General features: G+C 72.0%; 13 protein-coding genes. 4 read left to right on the top strand and 9 right to left on the bottom strand.

Annotated features, from left to right (window positions below):
• Positions 1-17 precede the first annotated feature (17 nt).
• Positions 18-992, top strand: coding sequence for a hydrogen peroxide-inducible genes activator (locus ACIBG6_RS16365; RefSeq protein ID WP_399223245.1), 975 nt, complete (start codon positions 18-20; stop codon positions 990-992).
• Between the two features lie 104 nt (positions 993-1,096).
• On the opposite strand, the gene ACIBG6_RS16360 is transcribed toward ACIBG6_RS16365, so the two are convergent.
• The 3 genes from ACIBG6_RS16360 to ACIBG6_RS16350 are packed head-to-tail and all read right to left on the bottom strand — an operon-like array spanning position 1,097 to position 4,670.
• Complete coding sequence (locus tag ACIBG6_RS16360; RefSeq protein WP_399223244.1) at positions 1,097-3,469, bottom strand: FtsX-like permease family protein; 2,373 nt, start codon at positions 3,467-3,469, stop codon at positions 1,097-1,099.
• Positions 3,466-4,149, bottom strand: a complete 684-nt coding sequence (locus ACIBG6_RS16355) for an ABC transporter ATP-binding protein (RefSeq protein WP_399223242.1) — start codon at positions 4,147-4,149, stop codon at positions 3,466-3,468. The genes ACIBG6_RS16360 and ACIBG6_RS16355 overlap by 4 nt, the downstream gene beginning before the upstream one ends.
• Positions 4,146-4,670 carry a PadR family transcriptional regulator gene (locus tag ACIBG6_RS16350; protein WP_399223241.1) on the bottom strand — a complete coding sequence of 175 codons (525 nt, stop codon included), beginning with the start codon at positions 4,668-4,670 and terminating at the stop codon, positions 4,146-4,148. Before ACIBG6_RS16350 ends, ACIBG6_RS16355 begins: the two co-directional genes overlap by 4 nt.
• A 278-nt stretch (positions 4,671-4,948) precedes the next feature.
• Here ACIBG6_RS16350 and ACIBG6_RS16345 point away from each other — a divergent pair, with 278 nt between their 5' ends.
• Positions 4,949-7,228: a transglycosylase domain-containing protein gene (locus ACIBG6_RS16345; protein WP_399223240.1), complete on the top strand. Its 2,280-nt coding sequence runs from the start codon at positions 4,949-4,951 to the stop codon at positions 7,226-7,228.
• 106 nt (positions 7,229-7,334) lie between these two features.
• Here ACIBG6_RS16345 and ACIBG6_RS16340 read toward each other — a convergent pair whose 3' ends face one another.
• From ACIBG6_RS16340 to ACIBG6_RS16330, 3 genes are all read right to left on the bottom strand, one after another.
• Positions 7,335-9,434, bottom strand: coding sequence for a SpoIIE family protein phosphatase (locus ACIBG6_RS16340; RefSeq protein WP_399223239.1), 2,100 nt, complete (start codon positions 9,432-9,434; stop codon positions 7,335-7,337).
• 311 nt (positions 9,435-9,745) lie between these two features.
• Positions 9,746-10,411 (bottom strand): DUF402 domain-containing protein, encoded by a 666-nt coding sequence (locus ACIBG6_RS16335; RefSeq protein WP_399223238.1) that lies wholly within the window; start codon positions 10,409-10,411, stop codon positions 9,746-9,748.
• A gap of 66 nt (positions 10,412-10,477) precedes the next feature.
• Positions 10,478-11,887: a class II fumarate hydratase gene (locus ACIBG6_RS16330; RefSeq protein WP_399223237.1), complete on the bottom strand. Its 1,410-nt coding sequence runs from the start codon at positions 11,885-11,887 to the stop codon at positions 10,478-10,480.
• Between the two features lie 118 nt (positions 11,888-12,005).
• Between ACIBG6_RS16330 and ACIBG6_RS16325 the strand changes: the two genes are divergently transcribed.
• Positions 12,006-13,535: a ricin-type beta-trefoil lectin domain protein gene (locus ACIBG6_RS16325; protein ID WP_399223236.1), complete on the top strand. Its 1,530-nt coding sequence runs from the start codon at positions 12,006-12,008 to the stop codon at positions 13,533-13,535.
• Between the two features lie 99 nt (positions 13,536-13,634).
• Here ACIBG6_RS16325 and ACIBG6_RS16320 read toward each other — a convergent pair whose 3' ends face one another.
• A complete protein-coding gene (locus ACIBG6_RS16320) occupies positions 13,635-14,321 on the bottom strand; it encodes a lipoprotein (RefSeq protein WP_399223235.1) in 687 nt (228 codons plus the stop codon).
• A gap of 98 nt (positions 14,322-14,419) precedes the next feature.
• On the opposite strand from ACIBG6_RS16320, the gene ACIBG6_RS16315 reads away from it, so the two are divergent.
• A complete protein-coding gene (locus tag ACIBG6_RS16315) occupies positions 14,420-14,941 on the top strand; it encodes a hypothetical protein (RefSeq protein WP_399223234.1) in 522 nt (173 codons plus the stop codon).
• 19 nt (positions 14,942-14,960) lie between these two features.
• Here the strand turns inward: ACIBG6_RS16315 and ACIBG6_RS16310 are convergent, their stop codons facing one another.
• Complete coding sequence (locus ACIBG6_RS16310; RefSeq protein WP_399223233.1) at positions 14,961-15,647, bottom strand: HAD family acid phosphatase; 687 nt, start codon at positions 15,645-15,647, stop codon at positions 14,961-14,963.
• A 197-nt stretch (positions 15,648-15,844) separates the two neighbouring features.
• Positions 15,845-17,515, bottom strand: a complete 1,671-nt coding sequence (locus tag ACIBG6_RS16305; RefSeq protein WP_399223232.1) for a fumarate hydratase — start codon at positions 17,513-17,515, stop codon at positions 15,845-15,847.
• Between the last annotated feature and the right edge of the window lie 376 nt (positions 17,516-17,891).

The raw sequence follows: 17,891 nt of genomic DNA, 5'->3' as shown, positions 1-17,891 counted from the left end.
ATCGAAGGTGGTTATCAGTGGCGTCCCCGTACACCCCGCCCTACAGCCCGCACCGAGGCAAGCAGCCGAGCCTTTCGCAGCTCAGAGCCTTCGCCGCGGTCGCCGAGCATCTGCACTTCCGCGATGCGGCGGCGGCCATCGGCATGAGCCAGCCCGCGCTCTCGGGCGCGGTTTCGGCTCTCGAAGAGGCACTCGGTGTCCAGCTCCTCGAGCGTACGACGCGGAAGGTGCTGCTCTCGCCCGCGGGGGAGCGGCTCGCGGTGCGCGCGCGGGCCGTCCTCGACGCGGTCGCCGAGCTGATGGAGGAGGCGGAGGCGGCCCAGGCGCCGTTCACCGGCGTGCTGCGGCTCGGGGTGATCCCGACCGTCGCGCCGTACCTGCTGCCCACCGTCCTGCGGCTCGTCCACCGGCGCTACCCGGACCTCGACCTCCAGGTCCACGAGGAGCAGACCTCCTCGCTCCTGGAGGGCCTCGCGGCCGGGCGGCTCGACCTGCTCCTGCTCGCCGTGCCGCTGGGCGTGCCCGGCGTCACCGAACTGCCGCTCTTCGACGAGGACTTCGTGCTCGTCACCCCGCAGGGGCATCCGCTGGCCGGGCGGGACGACATCCCGCGCGACGCCCTCAAGGAGCTGCGGCTGCTGCTCCTGGACGAGGGGCACTGCCTGCGGGACCAGGCCCTCGACATCTGCCGCGAGGCCGGCCGCACCGGCGGCGCCGAGGTCACCACCACCGCCGCCGGGCTCTCCACCCTGGTCCAGCTGGTGGCCGGCGGCCTCGGGGTGACCCTGCTGCCGCGCACCGCCGTGACCGTCGAGACCGCCCGTAACAGCGCCCTGTGGACGGGGCTGTTCACGGAACCGGCGCCCTCGCGGCGGATCGCCCTCGCGATGCGGACGGGCGCGGCCCGGCACGCCGAGTTCGAGGAGCTGGCGGAGGAGCTGCGGGGCGCGATGAAGGGGCTGCCGGTACGGGTCGTCGGCGCGGGTTCCTGACGTACCCCGGTACTCCGATACCCCCGTACGCGTGACGGGCGCGGGTTCCCGAAGCCCCCCGGCTCCGGGTACCCGCGCCCACCTGCGTACATCCGCTCGACGGGTTACTCGGTGCGCAGCCCGTCCGCCCGCATCAGCCGCCACAGGACCGGCATGCTCAGGAGCGTCACGGCCGCGATCAGGCCCAGCCCGATGCCGGCGACCGGCAGGAAGACCCACCAGTCCTGGACCCGCTGCCCGCCCATCTTCAGCAGGACCATCCCGAGGCCGAGCCCGCCCGCCACGGCGAGGACGAGACCGAGGGCGATCGGGATCGCCGTCTGCCACAGCACCGACCAGCTCAGGGTCGAGCGGCGGGTGCCGAAGGCGACGAGCGAGGAGAGCAGCCGCTTGCGGTCCCTGAGCTGCTCCAGCGTCGCGACCAGGAGCGAGGCCGCCACCAGGAGCATCGTCAGGGTGGAGCCGACGAGGATGCCCGTGCGGACGCTGGAGAACGCGGCGTCCCGCTCGATGTCCTGCAGGGTGCGGACCCACGACGTCGGGTCGATGTCCGCCGCCGTGTTCCGTACGTGCTCGGCGGCGTCCGGCACGGCCGGGTCGAGCCGGACCATGGCCTGCGCGTAGGGCTCGTCGAGCAGCCCGGCGTCGATCGCCGACGGGGTGGCGAGGACGCCGTACTCGTACATGCCGGTCGGGTCGGGGCGGGAGTCGACGATCCGGGCGCCGGCCGGGATGCGCCACTGCGGCACCTTGGTGCCCGCGGGGGGCTTCGGTGCGCTCGGGTGCGGATGCGGGTCGCGCAGGGCGACCACGGCGCCCGGGCGTGCGGCGCTGGTGACCCTGCTGTCGTCCGGGCTGCCCTGCGCGCCGTGCGCGAGGAAGACGAAGACGTCGCCGTCCGTGCAGGAGGGCAGCGTCGCGTACTCCCTCAGGGAGGCGCAGTCGCCGACCCTGAGCGAGGCCATCGGGGCGAACTCCTCGCCCTCCTTGAGGGGCCCGGACCGCCACACGTTCGACCGGACGATGCCGATCGCCCCGGTGACGCCCTCGGTCCGCTCGACGCGGGAGATGATCCCGCGGGCCTCGTCGGCGGTCCGCGCGTGGGCGCCGACCGCGATCTGGGCGCGGGACGTGTCCTGGCCCGTGAACTCCGTGAAGTCGCTCTCCATCGCCTGGAAGAGCATCTGGAGGGCGATCGCCCCGGTCGCCGCGACGACGATGCCGCTGACCGCGCGAGCCGCCGTCCCGCTGCTCAGCTGGAGCCTGCGGACCGCCAGCTGCCAGGCGACCGGACCGGCGTGCAGACGCTTCACGCAGGCCTCGACGAGCCACGGAAGGAGCGTGGTGAGACCGATCAGGGCGAGCGTGGTGCCGGCCGCGATGCCCACGGTGTCGACGCTCGTCTGGGTCACCGAGATCTTGCCCATGAGCGGGACGAGCAGGGCCGCGCCGGCCGCCAGGAGCAGCAGCCGCCACCACACCCGGCGGCGCCGGGGCGTGGAGACGCGGACGACCCCGAGCGGCTCGATCACCACGCCGCGCAGCGCGAAGAGCGTGACCACCACCGAGGAGACCGGGACCGCGACGAGGACGAGCGCGGCGAGCGCGGGCATCGGCACGACGTCGGAGGGGTAGGCGTTGACGTCCCAGATGGTGAAGGACCCGGCGAACTGTCGCGCCGCCGCGAAGAGTCCGAGGCCCACCAGGAGGCCGAGCAGCGCGCCCGCGAGGGACTCGCCGGCCGCGATCCGGCGGGTCATCGCCGTGTCCGCGCCGACCAGCCGCAGCGCCGCGAGCCGCCGGTCGCGCTGTTCGCCGCCGAAGCGGACGGCGGTCGCGATGAAGACGAGCACCGGGAGGAGCAGGACGACACAGGCGACGACGACGAGCAGGATCAGGAACGCGTTCAGCGGTTCCTCGGGCACCGACCAGCCGTAGCGCGTGCCGCGCCCGTCGAAGTTGTCGGTGGTGAGGAAGTCGACCTGGGCGACGTACCGCAGCTCGGCCGGGCCGATGAGTCCGGCCTGGCCGATCGTCCCGGTGACCTTGTAGGGGAGCCGCTCCTTGAGGAGGGCGCCTTCGGGGGAGTCGAGCAGCTCGCGGAGCGCGGGGGAGACGGCCATCTCGCCGAGGGCGGGGAGTTCCGCGGTGCCCGGCGGGGCCGGGGGCGCGTCGCCCTCGGGGCGCACCAGCAGACCGGTGACGACGTCGTCCCGGTAGACCGTGGACCGGCCGAGGTGGAGGAAGGAGTCGGGCCGGGGCGCCTCGATCAGTTCGCTGCCGTCGACGGCGCGCTGGGACTCCCGTACCTCCCGCTGGAACGTCATGCTGGGCAGCGAGACGGCGGTGAGCAGCAGGGCCACGCCGAAGCCGACGCCGGTCGCGGTCAGCAGGGTACGGAGGAGGCCGGGGCGGCCGCCGGTGACCGCGAACCGGGCGCCGAGCGCCAGGTCGCGGGCCCAGGTGGCAAGGCTCATGCCGCCCACTCCGCGTCCCGGACCGAACCGTCCCGAACGACGATCTCCCGGTCGGAGTAGGCGGCCACGCGGGCCTCGTGGGTGACGAGGACGACGGCGGCACCGGTGTCCCGGGAGGCGTCGGTGAGCAGCCGCATGACCCGCTCGCCGTTGAGGGAGTCGAGCGCGCCGGTCGGCTCGTCGGCGAAGATCACCCGCGGGGCGGAGACGAGGGCGCGGGCGACGGCGACGCGCTGTCCCTGGCCGCCGGATATCTCGCCGGGGCGCTTGCCCGCCACGCTGTCGACCTCCAGGCGGGCCAGCCACTCGGCGGCCCTGGCCTCGGCGGCCTTCCGGCGCTCGCCGTTCAGGCGGAGCGGGAGGGCGACGTTCTCGACGCAGGTCAGCTCGGGGACGAGCTGGCCGAACTGGAAGACGAAGCCGAAGTCGGTCCGGCGCAGGGAGCTGCGCGCGGCGTCGGAGAGCGCGGTGAGCTCCCGCCCGTCGTAGGTGATCGTGCCCGCGTCGGGGCGCACGATTCCGGCCAGACAGTGCAGCAGCGTGGACTTGCCGGAGCCGGACGGGCCCATCACGGCGACGACCTCGCCGGCCCGGAGGGAGAAGTCGGCGCCCGCGAGCGCCGGGGTGGGGCCGTAGGCCTTGTCGAGGCCGGTGGCCCGCAGGAGCGGGGCGGTGTTCATCGGCGGACCTCCTCGGCGAGCCGGTCGAGACGGGCGGCGGTCAGTTCCAGCCAGCGCAGGTCCGCTTCCAGATGGAAGAGGGCGTGGTCGCAGATGAGCTGGTCGGCGAGGTCGCCGTCCTTCTTGCGCCGGGTGAGCTCGCGCATCAGCCGCAGGTGCTCGGAGCGCTGGGTGTCGAGGAGGTCGGCGGCGGCGCGGCCGGTGAGCAGCGCCAGGACGACCTTGGTGTAGAGCGTGGACTGGAGGTACGGCTCGGGCTTCTCGGGGGTGGCGAGCCATGCGGCGACATCGGTGATGCCGGCCTCGGTGATCGCGTACCGCTTCCGCTCGGGCCCGCCGCCCGCCTCGATGCCGTCGACGACGACCAGGCCGTTCTTCAGGAGTCTGGACATGGTCGAGTAGACCTGGCCGTAGTGCAGGGGCCGGTCGTGACCGAACCGCTCGTCGAAGGCGCGCTTGAGGTCGTAACCGTGGCGCGGTCCGGATTCCAGGAGCCCTAGAAGGGTGTGACCGATGGACATGCCGGTCACTGTACACGGGGTGTATACGCGCGATGCATAGTGGCCGGGAGCGGTGCGGAGGGTTTCTCGCGGCTTGATCTCGATTGCTGCGGGCGCGCAACCATCGGGCCCGTTCGAGCGTCGGTTCCTCTGGGAGTGGGTGCTGATTCTCACGTCCGGAAAAGGCGTGATCGGTTGCCAATTGTCTGCATCGTCGGTGTTAGCTTGCTGAGCTGATCCGGCGCGGACGCGCGACAGCCGAGGCGCCGAGACACACGACGAGTGGAGCGACAGGACCCATGGGCCGACCCGACAAGAGCAAGGCGAAGAAGCGCGGCATACGCCGCTTCTTCTCCTGGAAGAAGCTCCTGGGCACCTTCTTCGTGTTCTGCCTGCTCGCCATGGGCGCCCTGTACGTCGTCTACATCATGGTCCCCGTGCCGACGGCCAACGCCGAGGCGACCATGCAGAGCAACATCTACAAGTACGCCAACGGCAAGATCCTCGCCCGCACCGGCGAGATAAACCGCGAGATCGTCGGCCTGGAGAAGATCCCCGAGCCGGTCCAGAAGGCCTTCGTCGCCGCCGAGAACAAGAGCTTCTACCGGGACAACGGCGTCGACATCAAGGGCACCACGCGCGCCGCCTGGTCGACGCTCACCGGCCAGGGCAAGCAGGGTGGTTCGACCATCACCCAGCAGTACGTCAAGAACTTCTACCTGAGCCAGGACCAGACGGCGACGCGCAAGCTCAAGGAAATGGTCATCGCCATCAAGGTGGACCAGGAGACGAGCAAGAGCGACATCCTCGCCGGGTACATGAACACGAGCTACTACGGCCGCTCCTCCTACGGCATCCAGGCCGCCGCCCGCTCGTACTACGGCGTCGACGCCACCGAGCTCACCACCGCCCAGGGCGCCTACCTCGCCTCGCTGCTCCAGGCGCCCAACCAGTACGACTGGACCTCCGCGAGCGCCACCGGCCGCAAGCTCGTCGAAGAGCGCTGGAACTACGTCCTCGACAACATGGTCGGCGAGGGCTGGCTCTCGTCGACCGAGCGCGCCGGCATGAAGTTCCCCGTGCCGCAGAAGGCCAAGCCCGCCCCCGGCATGGAGGGCCAGACCGGATACATCGTCGAGGCCGCCAACCAGGAGCTGATGCGCCAGGGCGTCAGCGAGGAGGACATCAAGGCCGGCGGCTGGACGATCACCCTCAACATCGACGAGAAGAAGCAGAAGGACCTCGTCAAGGCCGTCGACCGGCAGCTGGAGGCCAAGCTCGACCGCAAGGGCGACAAGAAGGACGCCACCGTCCAGGCCGGCGCCACCTCCATCGACCCGAAGACCGGCGCGGTCGTCGCCATGTACGGCGGCATCGGTGCCACCGAGCACTGGACGTCCAACGCGACCCGCCGCGACTACCAGCCCGCCTCGACCTTCAAGCCGATCGTCCTCGCCTCCGCCATCGAGAACGGCTCGGAGACCCAGGACGGGCGGAAAATAGGTCTCGGCACGATCTACGACGGCACCAGCGGGCGCGAGGTCGTCGGCAGCACCATCCCCTTCTCGCCGGAGAACGAGGACGACAAGAGGTACGGCCCCGTCACCGTCCAGAAGGCCACCAACAGCTCCATCAACTCGGTCTACGCCCAGATGATCGTCGACGTCGGCGAGGCCGAGACCAAGAAGACCGCCCTCGCCCTCGGCATGAAGGACGGCCAGGACTTCGGCCTCAGCCCCGCCATGTCCCTCGGCACCATGGGCGCCTCGACCATGGACATGGCCGGTGTGTACGCCACGCTCGACAACCACGGCAAGCAGGTCACCCCGACCCTGGTGAAGGCCGCCTCGCACCGGGACCGCAAGGTCGAGCCCGTGGACGCGATCGGCAGCCAGGTCATCACCCGCGAGGCCGCCGACACCACCACCAAGGCCATGCAGGGCGTCGTGCAGAGCGGTTCCGGCTTCCGCGCCGCCGGCGACTACGACGCCGCCGGCAAGACCGGCACCTCCGAGAACAATCGTTCCGCCTGGTTCGTGGGCTACACCCCCGAACTCGTCACCGCCGTCGGTCTCTTCGGCGAGGACACCAAGGGCAACCAGGTCACCCTCACCAACACCATCAACGAGGGCCGCGCCAACGGTGGCCGCACCCCCGCCCAGATCTGGGGCGACTACACCACCAGCGCCCTCGACGGCGGCTCCGACGCCCAGTTCGACCTGGAGACCGAGAGCGGGACCGGGACCGGGGACGAGGACACGGGCTCGTACGAGCCGGACCCGGACCCCACCCGGACCACCGAGGCACCGGAGGAGCCGACCGAGGAGCCGACCACCACGTCCCCGGACCCGACGCCCCCGCCGACCTCGACGGCCACCACGCCGCCGGAGCCGACCCGGGACCCCGTCACCACGCCGCCGGAGCCCACCCGCGACCCGGCGCCTCCGACCCAGGACCCGACCACGCCGCCGCCCACGACCGAGCCGCCGACGACCGACCCGACGACGATCCAGCCGCCGGACCCGGAGCAGGGACAGACCGGTGACACCGACACCGGGGGCCCTGACCGGGGGCAGTAAGGCAGTAGGGCAGTAGGGCAGTAAGGCCGTAAGGCAGTGAGGCTGTGAGCAGTGATGGCCGGACCCCGACGGGGGTCCGGCCATCACTCGTGTACCGCCGTCTCGCTCAGCTCCGCGTGGCCAGCTCGAACCAGACCACCTTGCCGCCCGAGAGCCGGGTGGCCCCCCATCGACGGGCCAGCCGGTTCACCAGGAACAGGCCGCGCCCGCCCTCGTCCGTGTCCCGCGCCCGCCGCTGCCGGGGCAGCTGCGGCGAGTCGTCACCGACCTCGCAGCGCAGCACGTCCGTCCTGAGCAGCCGCAGCGTCACCGGTCGCTCCGCGTACCGCACGGCGTTCGTCACGACCTCGCTGATCAGCAGCTCGACCGAGTCCGTCAGCTCCTCCAGGTCCCAGCGGGCGAGCGCCCGCCGGGCGAGCCGCCGAGCCCGCCCGGGAGCGGCGTCCTCCGGCTCCAGGAACCAGTACGCCACGTCGCTCGGCGCGATCCCCTCGAACCGGGCCGCGAGCAGCGCGATGTCGTCGTCCCGGTCGCCAGGACCCAGCATGTCCAGGACGTCGTCGCAGAGCGCCTCAAGAGGCGGCGAGTGGTCCGGGCCCGTCAGCTGCGCGGTCGCCGCGAGGCGCTCCCGCAGCTGCTCGATCCCGGTCCACACGTCCCGCAGCCGCGACTCCACCAGACCGTCCGTGTAGAGCAGCAGCGTCGCGCCCGCCGGGGCGTCCAGCTCGACCGCCTCGAAGTCGACGCCGCCGACCCCGATCGGGGCGCCGGGCGGCACCCGCAGCACCTCGGCACGACCGCCGAGGTGGAGCAGTATCGGCGGCGGATGACCGGCGTTGGCCACGGTGATCCGGTGCGAGACCGGGTCGTACACCGCGTACATGCAGGTGGCCATCCGGTTCTCGCCGAGCCGCTGCGCCTGCTCGTCCAGGTGGTGCAGGACCTCCTGCGGGGGCAGGTCGAGCCCGGCCAGGGTCTGCGCGGTGGTGCGCAGCTGGCCCATGATCGCCGCCGAGGTCATGGAGTGGCCCATGACGTCGCCGACGACCAGGGCGACCCTGCTGCCGGGCAGCGGGATCGCGTCGTACCAGTCGCCGCCGACCCGGGCCGTCTCGGCCGCCGGGAGGTAGCGCGAGGCGAGCCGTACACCGGTCGGCTGCGGGAGGGAGTCCGGCAGCATCGTCCGCTGGAGCTCGTCCGCGATGTACGCCTCGCGGCCGTACAGGACGGCCTTGTCGATGCCGAGCGCGGTGTGCGTCGCCAACTGTGCGGCGACGAGCAGGTCGTTCGGCTCGAAACCGGCCCGCTCGGGACGGCGCAGGAAGACGGCGGCGCCGATCACCCGGCGCCGGCCGCGCAGCGGGGCGAGTATCGCCCGCAGCCCGCCGGGCAGCGGATGCTCGGATCCGAGGAGCTCGGTCAGCGCGGTCTTGGCGGCGGCGGAGTCGCCGAACACCGGCCGCACGCCGCGCAATACCTCGGCGAGCGCCCCGCCGGACCGCACCTCGCAGAGTTCGGCCGCGGGGGTCGGGTCCGGATCGGGTACGAGGACGAGCTCCTCGCCCTCCACTTCGCTTAACCGGAGGCGGTCCGTGCGGCGCAGCCGTAGGACGAACGGCGACACCGGGCGCTCGTCGCCGACCGGCAGCGGATCGCGCAGGTAGACGAGGATCTCGTCGGAGAAGGTGGGCACGGTCGCCCGGCACAGGCCGAGCACGATCTCGTCGAGGTCGAGCCCGCGGGCGATCCGGCGGGTCGCGGCGCCGACGAACCGCAGCCGCTCGCCCTCGCGCCGCGCGGCGCCGTCGGGGCCCCGGCCTCCGCCGGGGCTCTGCGCCGCCACGGCGACGGCCACGGCCCCGGGGGCACCGCCCCCGCCGCCCGGGCCGCCGGCCGCGTCACCGGGCGAGCCGGGCGAGCCAGGGGCGCCGGACGGGCCCGACGTGCCGGAGGCACCCGGCGTTCCCGCCGTCGCGGGGGAGGGGGAGTTGGGGGTGCCTTGGGCGTCATGGGTGCCTGGGGTGCCGGTCGCCGCCGGGGTGCCCGTGCCGGGGGCCGTCGCCGTCCGGTCCGCCGGGCCGCCCGGCTGGGCGGGCACGTCGGAGGGCAGGCCGGCGGCCGCCGCCTCCTGGCGAGGGCGCGCGCGTTCCTGCGGCCGGGCAGCCAGCGGCTGTCGGCCTTCGTGGGAGGTGGGATGCTCCGTCACGCGTGGGGTTCCGTCCGTCCGGGCCGGTGGTGCGATGCACTCGCTCTTCTCGCCGATGCCGCGCCTTCGGCAGGGATAAACCCCTCGTATGCAGCGGATGTGGACGTTCCGCGAGAGGCGGCAACGGCAGGGGTCGGAACACCCGGGCGCACGTCCGGCACTGCTCTCCCCCTCGTGGATGACTTGCGGTCAGGTCCTGTGCTGCGATCGGTCGTTGACGTGGAGTTCGGTCGGTCTGACGTGCTGTTCGATCCGCTTCTGCCGTGCGGAGGACGATCCTACGTTTGACCCCCGGGGGCGCATCAAGGGTCTCACGGGGCCGTATGGGCCGGAGTGCGGTCCCAGTCGCCGGGGAGGTGCGGCACCGGCCACCCCGGATCGGGCCGCCAGTCCTCCCAGCCGTCCGCGAACGGCGTCCCCCAGGAGTGGATCAGATCCACCGCCCGCCGCCCGGCGGCCCGTACCCGCTCGGCCTGTTCCGGGTCCATCAGGCCGGACCGCTGGGCCTGTGCGAACTCGTCCTCGTCCCGCCAGAGCCAACTGTGGTCGGGGTAGACGGAGATGTCGAGGAAGTGGTCCTCGGAGTCGACGCCGCCGGACCAGCGGGTGCGCGGCTCCTCCAGGTTCACGTACCAGCTGCGGAAGCGCCAGCCCCGCTCCCAGAACAGCCACACCGACCACGGGTCCCCGGGCCGGGCCAGCTTGAGGACGCCGCTGCCGAACCAGCGGGACCGCTCCGTGGTGCGCGGGGCCGTGTACCGGGTGGCGAGCGGCTCCTCGTGGACGGGCGTGCCGTCGCTCAGCACGGGCCGTACGCATTCGGTGCCCGGCGCCATCCAGACCGCGAGCAGCTCGGACGTGTCCTGGACGACGGTCACCGGCCGGCAGATGTGCACGGCGCCGGTGCCGTTGCCGCGGTAGCGCCAGAGGATCTGCTCCCCCGGCGCCCAGTGCTGAGGGCCGCCCGACTCTGTCATGCGCAGATCTTAGGGGCGCGCTCCCACGAGCGCTGCGGTACAGGTCACGGATGAGTCAGCCCATGCCTACGGGTGCGTCATCCGCAGCACGTCGAGCGCCTCGTCCAGCTGCTCGACCGTGAGGTCGCCCCGCTCGACGTACCCGGAGGCCAGGACCACCTCGCGGATGGTCTTCCGCTCGGCGAGGGACTTCTTGGCGACCTTGGCGGCCTCCTCGTAGCCGATGTACTTGTTCAGCGGGGTGACCACGGACGGCGAGGACTCGGCGTACTCGCGGGCGCGCTCGACGTTGGCGGTGATGCCGTCGACCGTGCGGTCCGCGAGCAGCCGGGAGGCGTTGGCGAGCAGCCGTACCGACTCCAGGAGGTTCTTGGCCATCACCGGCAGCATCACGTTGAGCTCGAAGTTCCCCGCGGCGCCCGCCACCGCCACCGTGGTGTCGTTTCCGGTCACCTGTGCGGCGACCATCAGCACCGCCTCCGGGACCACCGGGTTCACCTTGCCCGGCATGATCGACGAGCCGGGCTGGAGGTCGGGGAGGTTGATCTCCGCCAGGCCCGTGCGCGGGCCGCTGGCCATCCAGCGCAGATCGTTGGCGATCTTGGTGAGGGAGACGGCGACGGTCCTGAGCTGCCCGGACGTCTCCACGAGCGCGTCGCGGGCGCCCTGCGCCTCGAAGTGGTCGCGGGCCTCCGTCAGCGGCAGTCCGGTCGCCCGCGCGACCTCCCCGATGACGGCCGCGGAGAAGCCGGCCGGGGTGTTGATGCCGGTGCCCACCGCCGTACCGCCGAGGGGGAGTTCGGCGAGCCGGGGGAGCGCGGCGCGCAGCCGCTCCACGCCGTACCTGACCTGGGCCGCGTAGCCGCCGAACTCCTGGCCGAGGGTGACCGGGGTGGCGTCCATCAGGTGCGTACGGCCGGACTTCACCACCGTCGAGAATTCGGCCGATTTTCGCTCCAGGGAGGCGGCCAGATGGTCGAGGGCGGGGATCAGGTCGCGGGTGACGGCGCCGGTGGCCGCGATGTGGATGGAGGACGGGAAGACGTCGTTCGACGACTGCGAGGCGTTCACATGGTCGTTGGGGTGGACGTCCCGGCCCTCGGGGAGCCGCTCGGAGGCGAGGGTGGCGATCACCTCATTGGCGTTCATGTTGGACGAGGTGCCGGAGCCGGTCTGGAAGACGTCCACGGGGAAGTGGTCGTCCCACCGCCCTTCGGCGACCTCCGCCGCCGCCGAGGCGATCGCCCCGGCCCGGTCCGCGTCGATCACCCCGAGCTCGGCGTTGACCGTGGCCGCGGCGGCCTTGATCCGGGCCAGGGCCTCGATGTGGGCGCGCTCCAGGCGCTGGCCCGACACGGGGAAGTTCTCCACGGCCCGCTGGGTCTGGGCACGCCACTTGGCGTGCGCGGGGACCCGCACCTCGCCCATGGAGTCGTGCTCGACGCGGTACTCGCCGGCTGCGCTGTTCGTCGTCATCTTCCTCGCCATCTCTCTCAACCTCCTGCAAAAGCTGAGCACTTGTCTTGTTCGATGTATTCCCAACACGCGTACCGACCAGTAAAAACCGTGGGTAACCCCACTTCCAGGAGGCGCAATGACGCGCACCAGGTACAGACTCCGCTGGCCCATCGCGGCCGTCGCCGCGGCCGCCGCCGCGCTCGGCACGATGACCGCCGCCGCGCCCGCCGGAGCCGCCGGCACCCTCACAGCATCGGTCACCGCTTCCGTACCGCTCCCGCCCGAGCTGGAGGCGATCCGGGCCGCCGAGGCCACCAAGATCTACGGCGACCCGGCCGAGCGCCCGCTCGCGCAGCGCAAGACCGGCCTGATCTCCCTCGGCGACAGCGAGATCTCCGGCGAGGGCGTCGGCACGTACGAACCCCCCACCAACGGCCCGACCAACTGGTGCCACCGCTCGCCGGACGCCGCCATCCACCGCACCGGCATCCCCGCGGACCTCACCTTCAACGTCTCCTGCTCCGGCGCCTACACCGGCAATATCCGGATCGGCGGCTCGAAGCAGTACGCCGACGAGCTCGTCCAGAGCGACAACCTCGCCGTGAAGGCCCGCAACACCCGGATCAAGATGGTCCTGCTCGTCGCCGGAGCCAACGACGACCTGCAGTTCGGCCCCGTCATGACCGACTGCGTCCAGCGCTACCTGCTGCTCCAGGGCGCCTGCGAGCCCAAGTACGCCCCCGGCTGGCAGGCCCGCGTCGACGCGCTCGTCCCCAAGGTCGAGCAGACCGTGCGCGACCTCAAGACCGTCATGCGCGACGCCGGATACGCCGACGGCGACTACAAGCTCGTCGTCATGGGCTACCCCAGCCCCATCGGCCCCGACTTCCACGACAACCCCTCCTTCCCCGGCAAGCTGAGCTGCGGCGGCCTCGGCTACGACTCCGACACCGTCTGGGGCCGCAACACCGCCGTCCCCGCCTTCGAACGCGGCATGCGCAAGGCCGCCGCCTCGACCGGGGCCGTGTACCTCGACAACTCGCGGCTCTTCCACGGCCACGAGGTCTGCATGGAGGACGCTTGGGCCCGCGGGCTCTACATCGACCTCTCCAAGCCCGGCACGCCGGACGAGAACTCGGTCCGGCAGTCCTTCCACCCCAACGGCCGAGGGCACGCCGCCTTCGCCTCCTGCCTCACGCAGGTCTACGACTCGGGTCTCCGTGAGGCCGGCTGCGCCGACGTCGCCTCCTCGGGCAGGCCGACGCTCTTCCCGGTCGCCTGGGACGACGCGTACAAGCCGCTGAGGAACCAGGCCACCGGCCAGTGCGTCGACGTCGAGGCGGCCTCCTCGGCCAACGACACCGGCGTGGTCGGCTGGGACTGCCACGGCGGCCGCAACCAGGGCTGGTGGTACGACTCCGCCCGTCAGAGCGTCCACACCCAGCTCACCCAGGACCGCTGCGTCGACGTGCCCGCGTCGGGCTTCCAGGCGGGCAAGGCGCTGATCATCTGGAACTGCCACGGCGGTGCCAACCAGAAGTTCGTCCGTGACGGCGCCACGATCCGGCCCGCCGGCGCGACGGGCCTCTGTCTCACCCAGGGTGCGGCGAAGGAGCCGATCCGGCTCCAGAACTGCGACGGCTCCGCGAACCAGAAGTTCGCGTAGTCGTCCGCACCCTCACGGAACGCCGTGGCCCCCGTCCGGTGCGGGACGGGGGCCACGGTTGCGTCCGGGACGGAGCCGCCGGGCTCAGCCGAGCTCGGTTCAGCCGAGCTTCAGCGTCGTCCTGGCCAGTTCGTACGCCGGGAGCATCGCCCGGTGCTCCTCCGTGTCGAGTCCGCCGAGGTGGACGATCACTGTCCCCTTCGGCGTCGCGACGGCGAAGGCCCGCTCCTCCTTGGACTCCTCCGTCACCTCGTTGTGGACCGTGTACGTCACCTCGGTGGCGGGCAGCGCGCCCGCCTTCGTCTCCCGGTAGGTGACGGCGGAGGTCTTCTCCTCGGCCTTCACGAAGCCTTCGAGGGCGGCCCGGGCGGAGCCCTTCCCCGCCGAGCCCTTCTCCGCCGTGCCCTTCCCCGCCGTCCACACCCGCAGGTAGCCGACGTTCCCCGCCGGCTTGGCGTCCACCTCGCAGCGGACCGTGGCAGGCCCCTGACGGGTGAGCGCGGCGAACTCCGGGTCCTCGGGGCTCTCGATCGCCTCGGGCTTCCACTTCTCCGCCAGACCGAAGGAGACGGGCAGCGCGCAGGCCGTGCCCGGCCCCCCGAGGGTCGCGTGCGCGGCGGCCGCGACCGCCGTGGCCGGCGCCGCCGGGGTCGTGCTCGGCGCCGTGGCCGGCCGGGCGCCCTGGGTGACCTCGGGCAGGGGCGCGGGGGCGGCGCAACCGGCCGTCAGCACCCCGCTGACCAGGAGAGCGGCGGCCGGGACCATGATCCGTATCGGGTGTTCCATGCGCGTCAGGGTAGCGGCGCGCGCGGGCGGGCCCGGGGCGGGCGACGGACAATGGAGCGAGCCGAGAGGGAGATCCACCACCCGCGAGGAGGAAGGTCATGTCCCGAAGCTTCAGGAGGATCGGCGCGCTCGGCGCGGCGACCGTCGCGTTCGTCGCCTTCGGCGCCGCAGCCCCGGTCTTCGCCGCCCCGGTCGCCGCCGGCACCCAGGCCGTGGCCGTCGAGTTCACCCTCTACGCCAAGGACGTCTCCGGCGACGAGGGCGAGGAGAGCGCTCCCGCGCCCGAGGCCGGCGACTCCTTCGTCTTCGCCGAGGACCTGTTCAGGTCCAAGGGCGGCGAGCAGCTCGGCCGGGACGGCGTGACCTGCACCGTGGTGCGCGCCGACGACCCCGGCGACCTGCTGTGCGTGGGCACCTTCGTCCTGACCGGCGGCCCCGCCGGCCAGCGCGGGCAGATCGCCGGCCAGACGCTCCTCCCGGTCGACTCGGGCGAGCAGCAGCCCGCCCCGTTCGACATCGCCGTCACCGGCGGGACCGGCGACTTCAAGGACGTGAGCGGCCACATCCGCTCGACCCCGGACGGGGCCTACTCACGACTGGAGTTCCACCTCACGCGCTAGAGGGCGTCTCGGCGCTTCGTCAGGAGAGCTTGCCGTCGTAGTCGGGCAGCTTGAAGGCGCGCTCGGCGTGCCCGCCGACGATGTCGGTGGTGTTGTTGCCGATGTTCGCGATGATCGTGTAGCCCTTGGCCTCGATCTCCGCGCGCTTCTCCGTCTTGTACGCGCTGACCTCGGCGAACAGGTCGGGCAGCGAGCGCACGTACAGACCGTCGACGGGGTATCCGGCCCGCTTCAGGTTCCAGTCGGTGAGGGAGTGGATGATCCCGGGGCGGGCGGTGACGAAGAAGACCGCCACGCCCTTGTCGTGGGCGTCCTGGACCAGGTCGCGGACGTCCGCGATGGCCGGGGTCGGCAGCTCCCAGAAGGGGTGGAAATCGGTCTCCAGGGAGGAGTTGTCGATGTCGAGGACGATCGCCTGCTTCTCGCTGCCGGCGTCCTTCGCGCGCTCCTCGATGTACGGGCGGGCCTCGGCGACGACGGCGGCCACGTCCTTGCGCCAGGTCGCGTAGTCCACGTCCGCGAGGGCGGCGGTCGACACCAGGTGGGTGTCCGGGTCGGCCGCGGAGGCGGCGGGCGCGGGGCCGACGACGAGGAAGGCCGTCAGGGCCAGCGCGCCCGTGGCACTGGCGGCGACGCGCCTGCGGGCGGACGAAGGTGCGGTGGCGGCGCTGGGGGTGACGTGGGTGGTGGGGGGTGCGGAGGGCATGGGGGCTCCCGAGGGGTCTACCGGCTCAGTGGTTGACATGCTCGCGGCCAATACTGACCGGTAGGTAACGAGAGGTCTACCGGTCGGTAGCGAGTTTCTGAGCAGAGATCGACGACACCCTCCGTCCGGGTACGCGACGACGCCCCCGTTCCGTACGTACGGAACGGGGGCGTCGTCGGGACGTCGCGCGGAACGGATCAGCCGAGGCCGGGACCCCGCACCGGGATGTGCGTGAAGGTCGGCTCGGGCGCCGGGTTCTGGAAGAAGTCGTTGCCCTTGTCGTCCACGACGATGAACGCCGGGAAGTCCTCGACCTCGATCTTCCAGACCGCCTCCATGCCGAGCTCCTCGTACTCGACGACCTCGACCTTCTTGATGCAGTCCTGCGCGAGACGGGCCGCCGGGCCGCCGATCGAGCCGAGGTAGAAGCCGCCGTGGCTGCCGCACGCGGTCGTGACCTGCTGCGAGCGGTTGCCCTTGGCCAGCATGACCTTCGAGCCGCCCGCCGCCTGGAACTGCTCCACGTACGAGTCCATGCGGCCGGCCGTCGTCGGGCCGAAGGAACCGGAGGCGTACCCCTCGGGGGTCTTCGCCGGGCCCGCGTAGTAGACCGGGTGGTCCTTCAGGTACTGCGGCATCTCCTCGCCCGCGTCCAGGCGCTCCTTGATCTTGGCGTGCGCGATGTCGCGCGCCACGACGAGCGGGCCGTTGAGGGAGAGGCGGGTCTTGACCGGGTACTTGGTCAGCTCGGCGAGGATGTCGTCCATCGGCTGGTTCAGGTCGATGGTGACGACGTCGCTGTCCTCGGAGAGGTGCTCGTCGGTCGTCTCCGGCAGGAAGCGCGCCGGGTCGGTCTCCAGCTGCTCCAGGAAGACGCCCTCGGCGGTGATCTTCGCGACGGCCTGGCGGTCGGCCGAGCAGGAGACGGCGATCGCGACGGGCAGCGAGGCGCCGTGGCGGGGGAGGCGGACGACGCGGACGTCGTGGCAGAAGTACTTGCCGCCGAACTGCGCGCCGATGCCGATCTTCTGCGTCAGCTCGAAGACCTTCTCCTCCAGCTCCTTGTCCCGGAAGCCGTGGCCGGTCACGGCCGAGCCCTCGGTGGGCAGCTCGTCCAGGTAGTGCGCGGAGGCGTACTTCGCGGTCTTGAGCGCGAACTCGGCGCTCGTGCCGCCGACGACGATCGCCAGGTGGTACGGCGGGCAGGCCGCCGTCCCGAGCGAGCGGATCTTCTCCTCCAGGAACTTCATCATGCTCGCCTCGTTGAGGACGGCCTTCGTCTCCTGGTAGAGGAAGGACTTGTTGGCGGAGCCGCCGCCCTTGGCCATGAAGAGGAACTTGTACGCGCCGCCGTCGGTCGCGTACAGCTCGATCTGCGCGGGCAGGTTCGAGCCGGTGTTCTTCTCCTCCCACATGGTGACGGGGGCCATCTGCGAGTACCGCAGGTTGAGCTTGGTGTACGCGTCGTAGATGCCCTTCGACAGGGCCTCCTCGTCGCGGCCGGGGGTCAGCACGTTCTGGCCGCGCTTGCCCATGACGATCGCGGTGCCGGTGTCCTGGCACATGGGGAGGACGCCCGCGGCCGCGATGTTCGCGTTCTTGAGGAGGTCGAGCGCGACGAACTTGTCGTTGCCCGAGGCCTCCGGGTCGTCGATGATCCGGCGCAGCTGGGCCAGGTGGGCCGGGCGCAGGAAGTGCTGGATGTCGTGGATCGCCTCGGCGGCGAGCGTGCGCAGCGCCTCGGGCTCGACCTTGAGGAACGTACGGCCGTCGGCCTCGAAGGTGGAGACACCTTCGGAGGTCACCAGGCGGTAGGGCGTGGTGTCCTCTCCCAGGGGCAGCAGATCGGAGTACGCAAACTCTGGCATGACGGCAGCCATTCCTCACTCGGCAGACGGCGGCGCCGCCTCCATTGGCGGCGCCTCCTCCAGCGTAGAGCGCGGCCGCGGCCCCGATCCTGTGAGGTAAGGCTCACTAGCGACCGGGACCGCGCCGATGTGGCGTGTTCCTCGGGTGCGGCGCAGGGCGACGGAAGGTCCGGTGGCGGGTCGGCGGAAGGTCCGGCGGCGGTCGGAGGAAGGTCCGGCGGCGGGTCGACGGAAGGTCGGCAGCGGTCGGAGGAAGGTCCGGCAGCGGTCCGGCAGCGGCGGGTCGGCAGCGGTCCGGCGGCAGGTCTGCGGCGGTCCGGCGGCGGGTCTGCGGGTCCGGCGGCGGGTCGGCCGGCTGGTCCGGCGCGCCGGGCGT

This window comes from Streptomyces sp. NPDC050842 (genome assembly GCF_044456565.1).
GTDB lineage: Bacteria > Actinomycetota > Actinomycetes > Streptomycetales > Streptomycetaceae > Streptomyces.
This window is presented reverse-complemented; position numbering and strand designations above follow the sequence as displayed.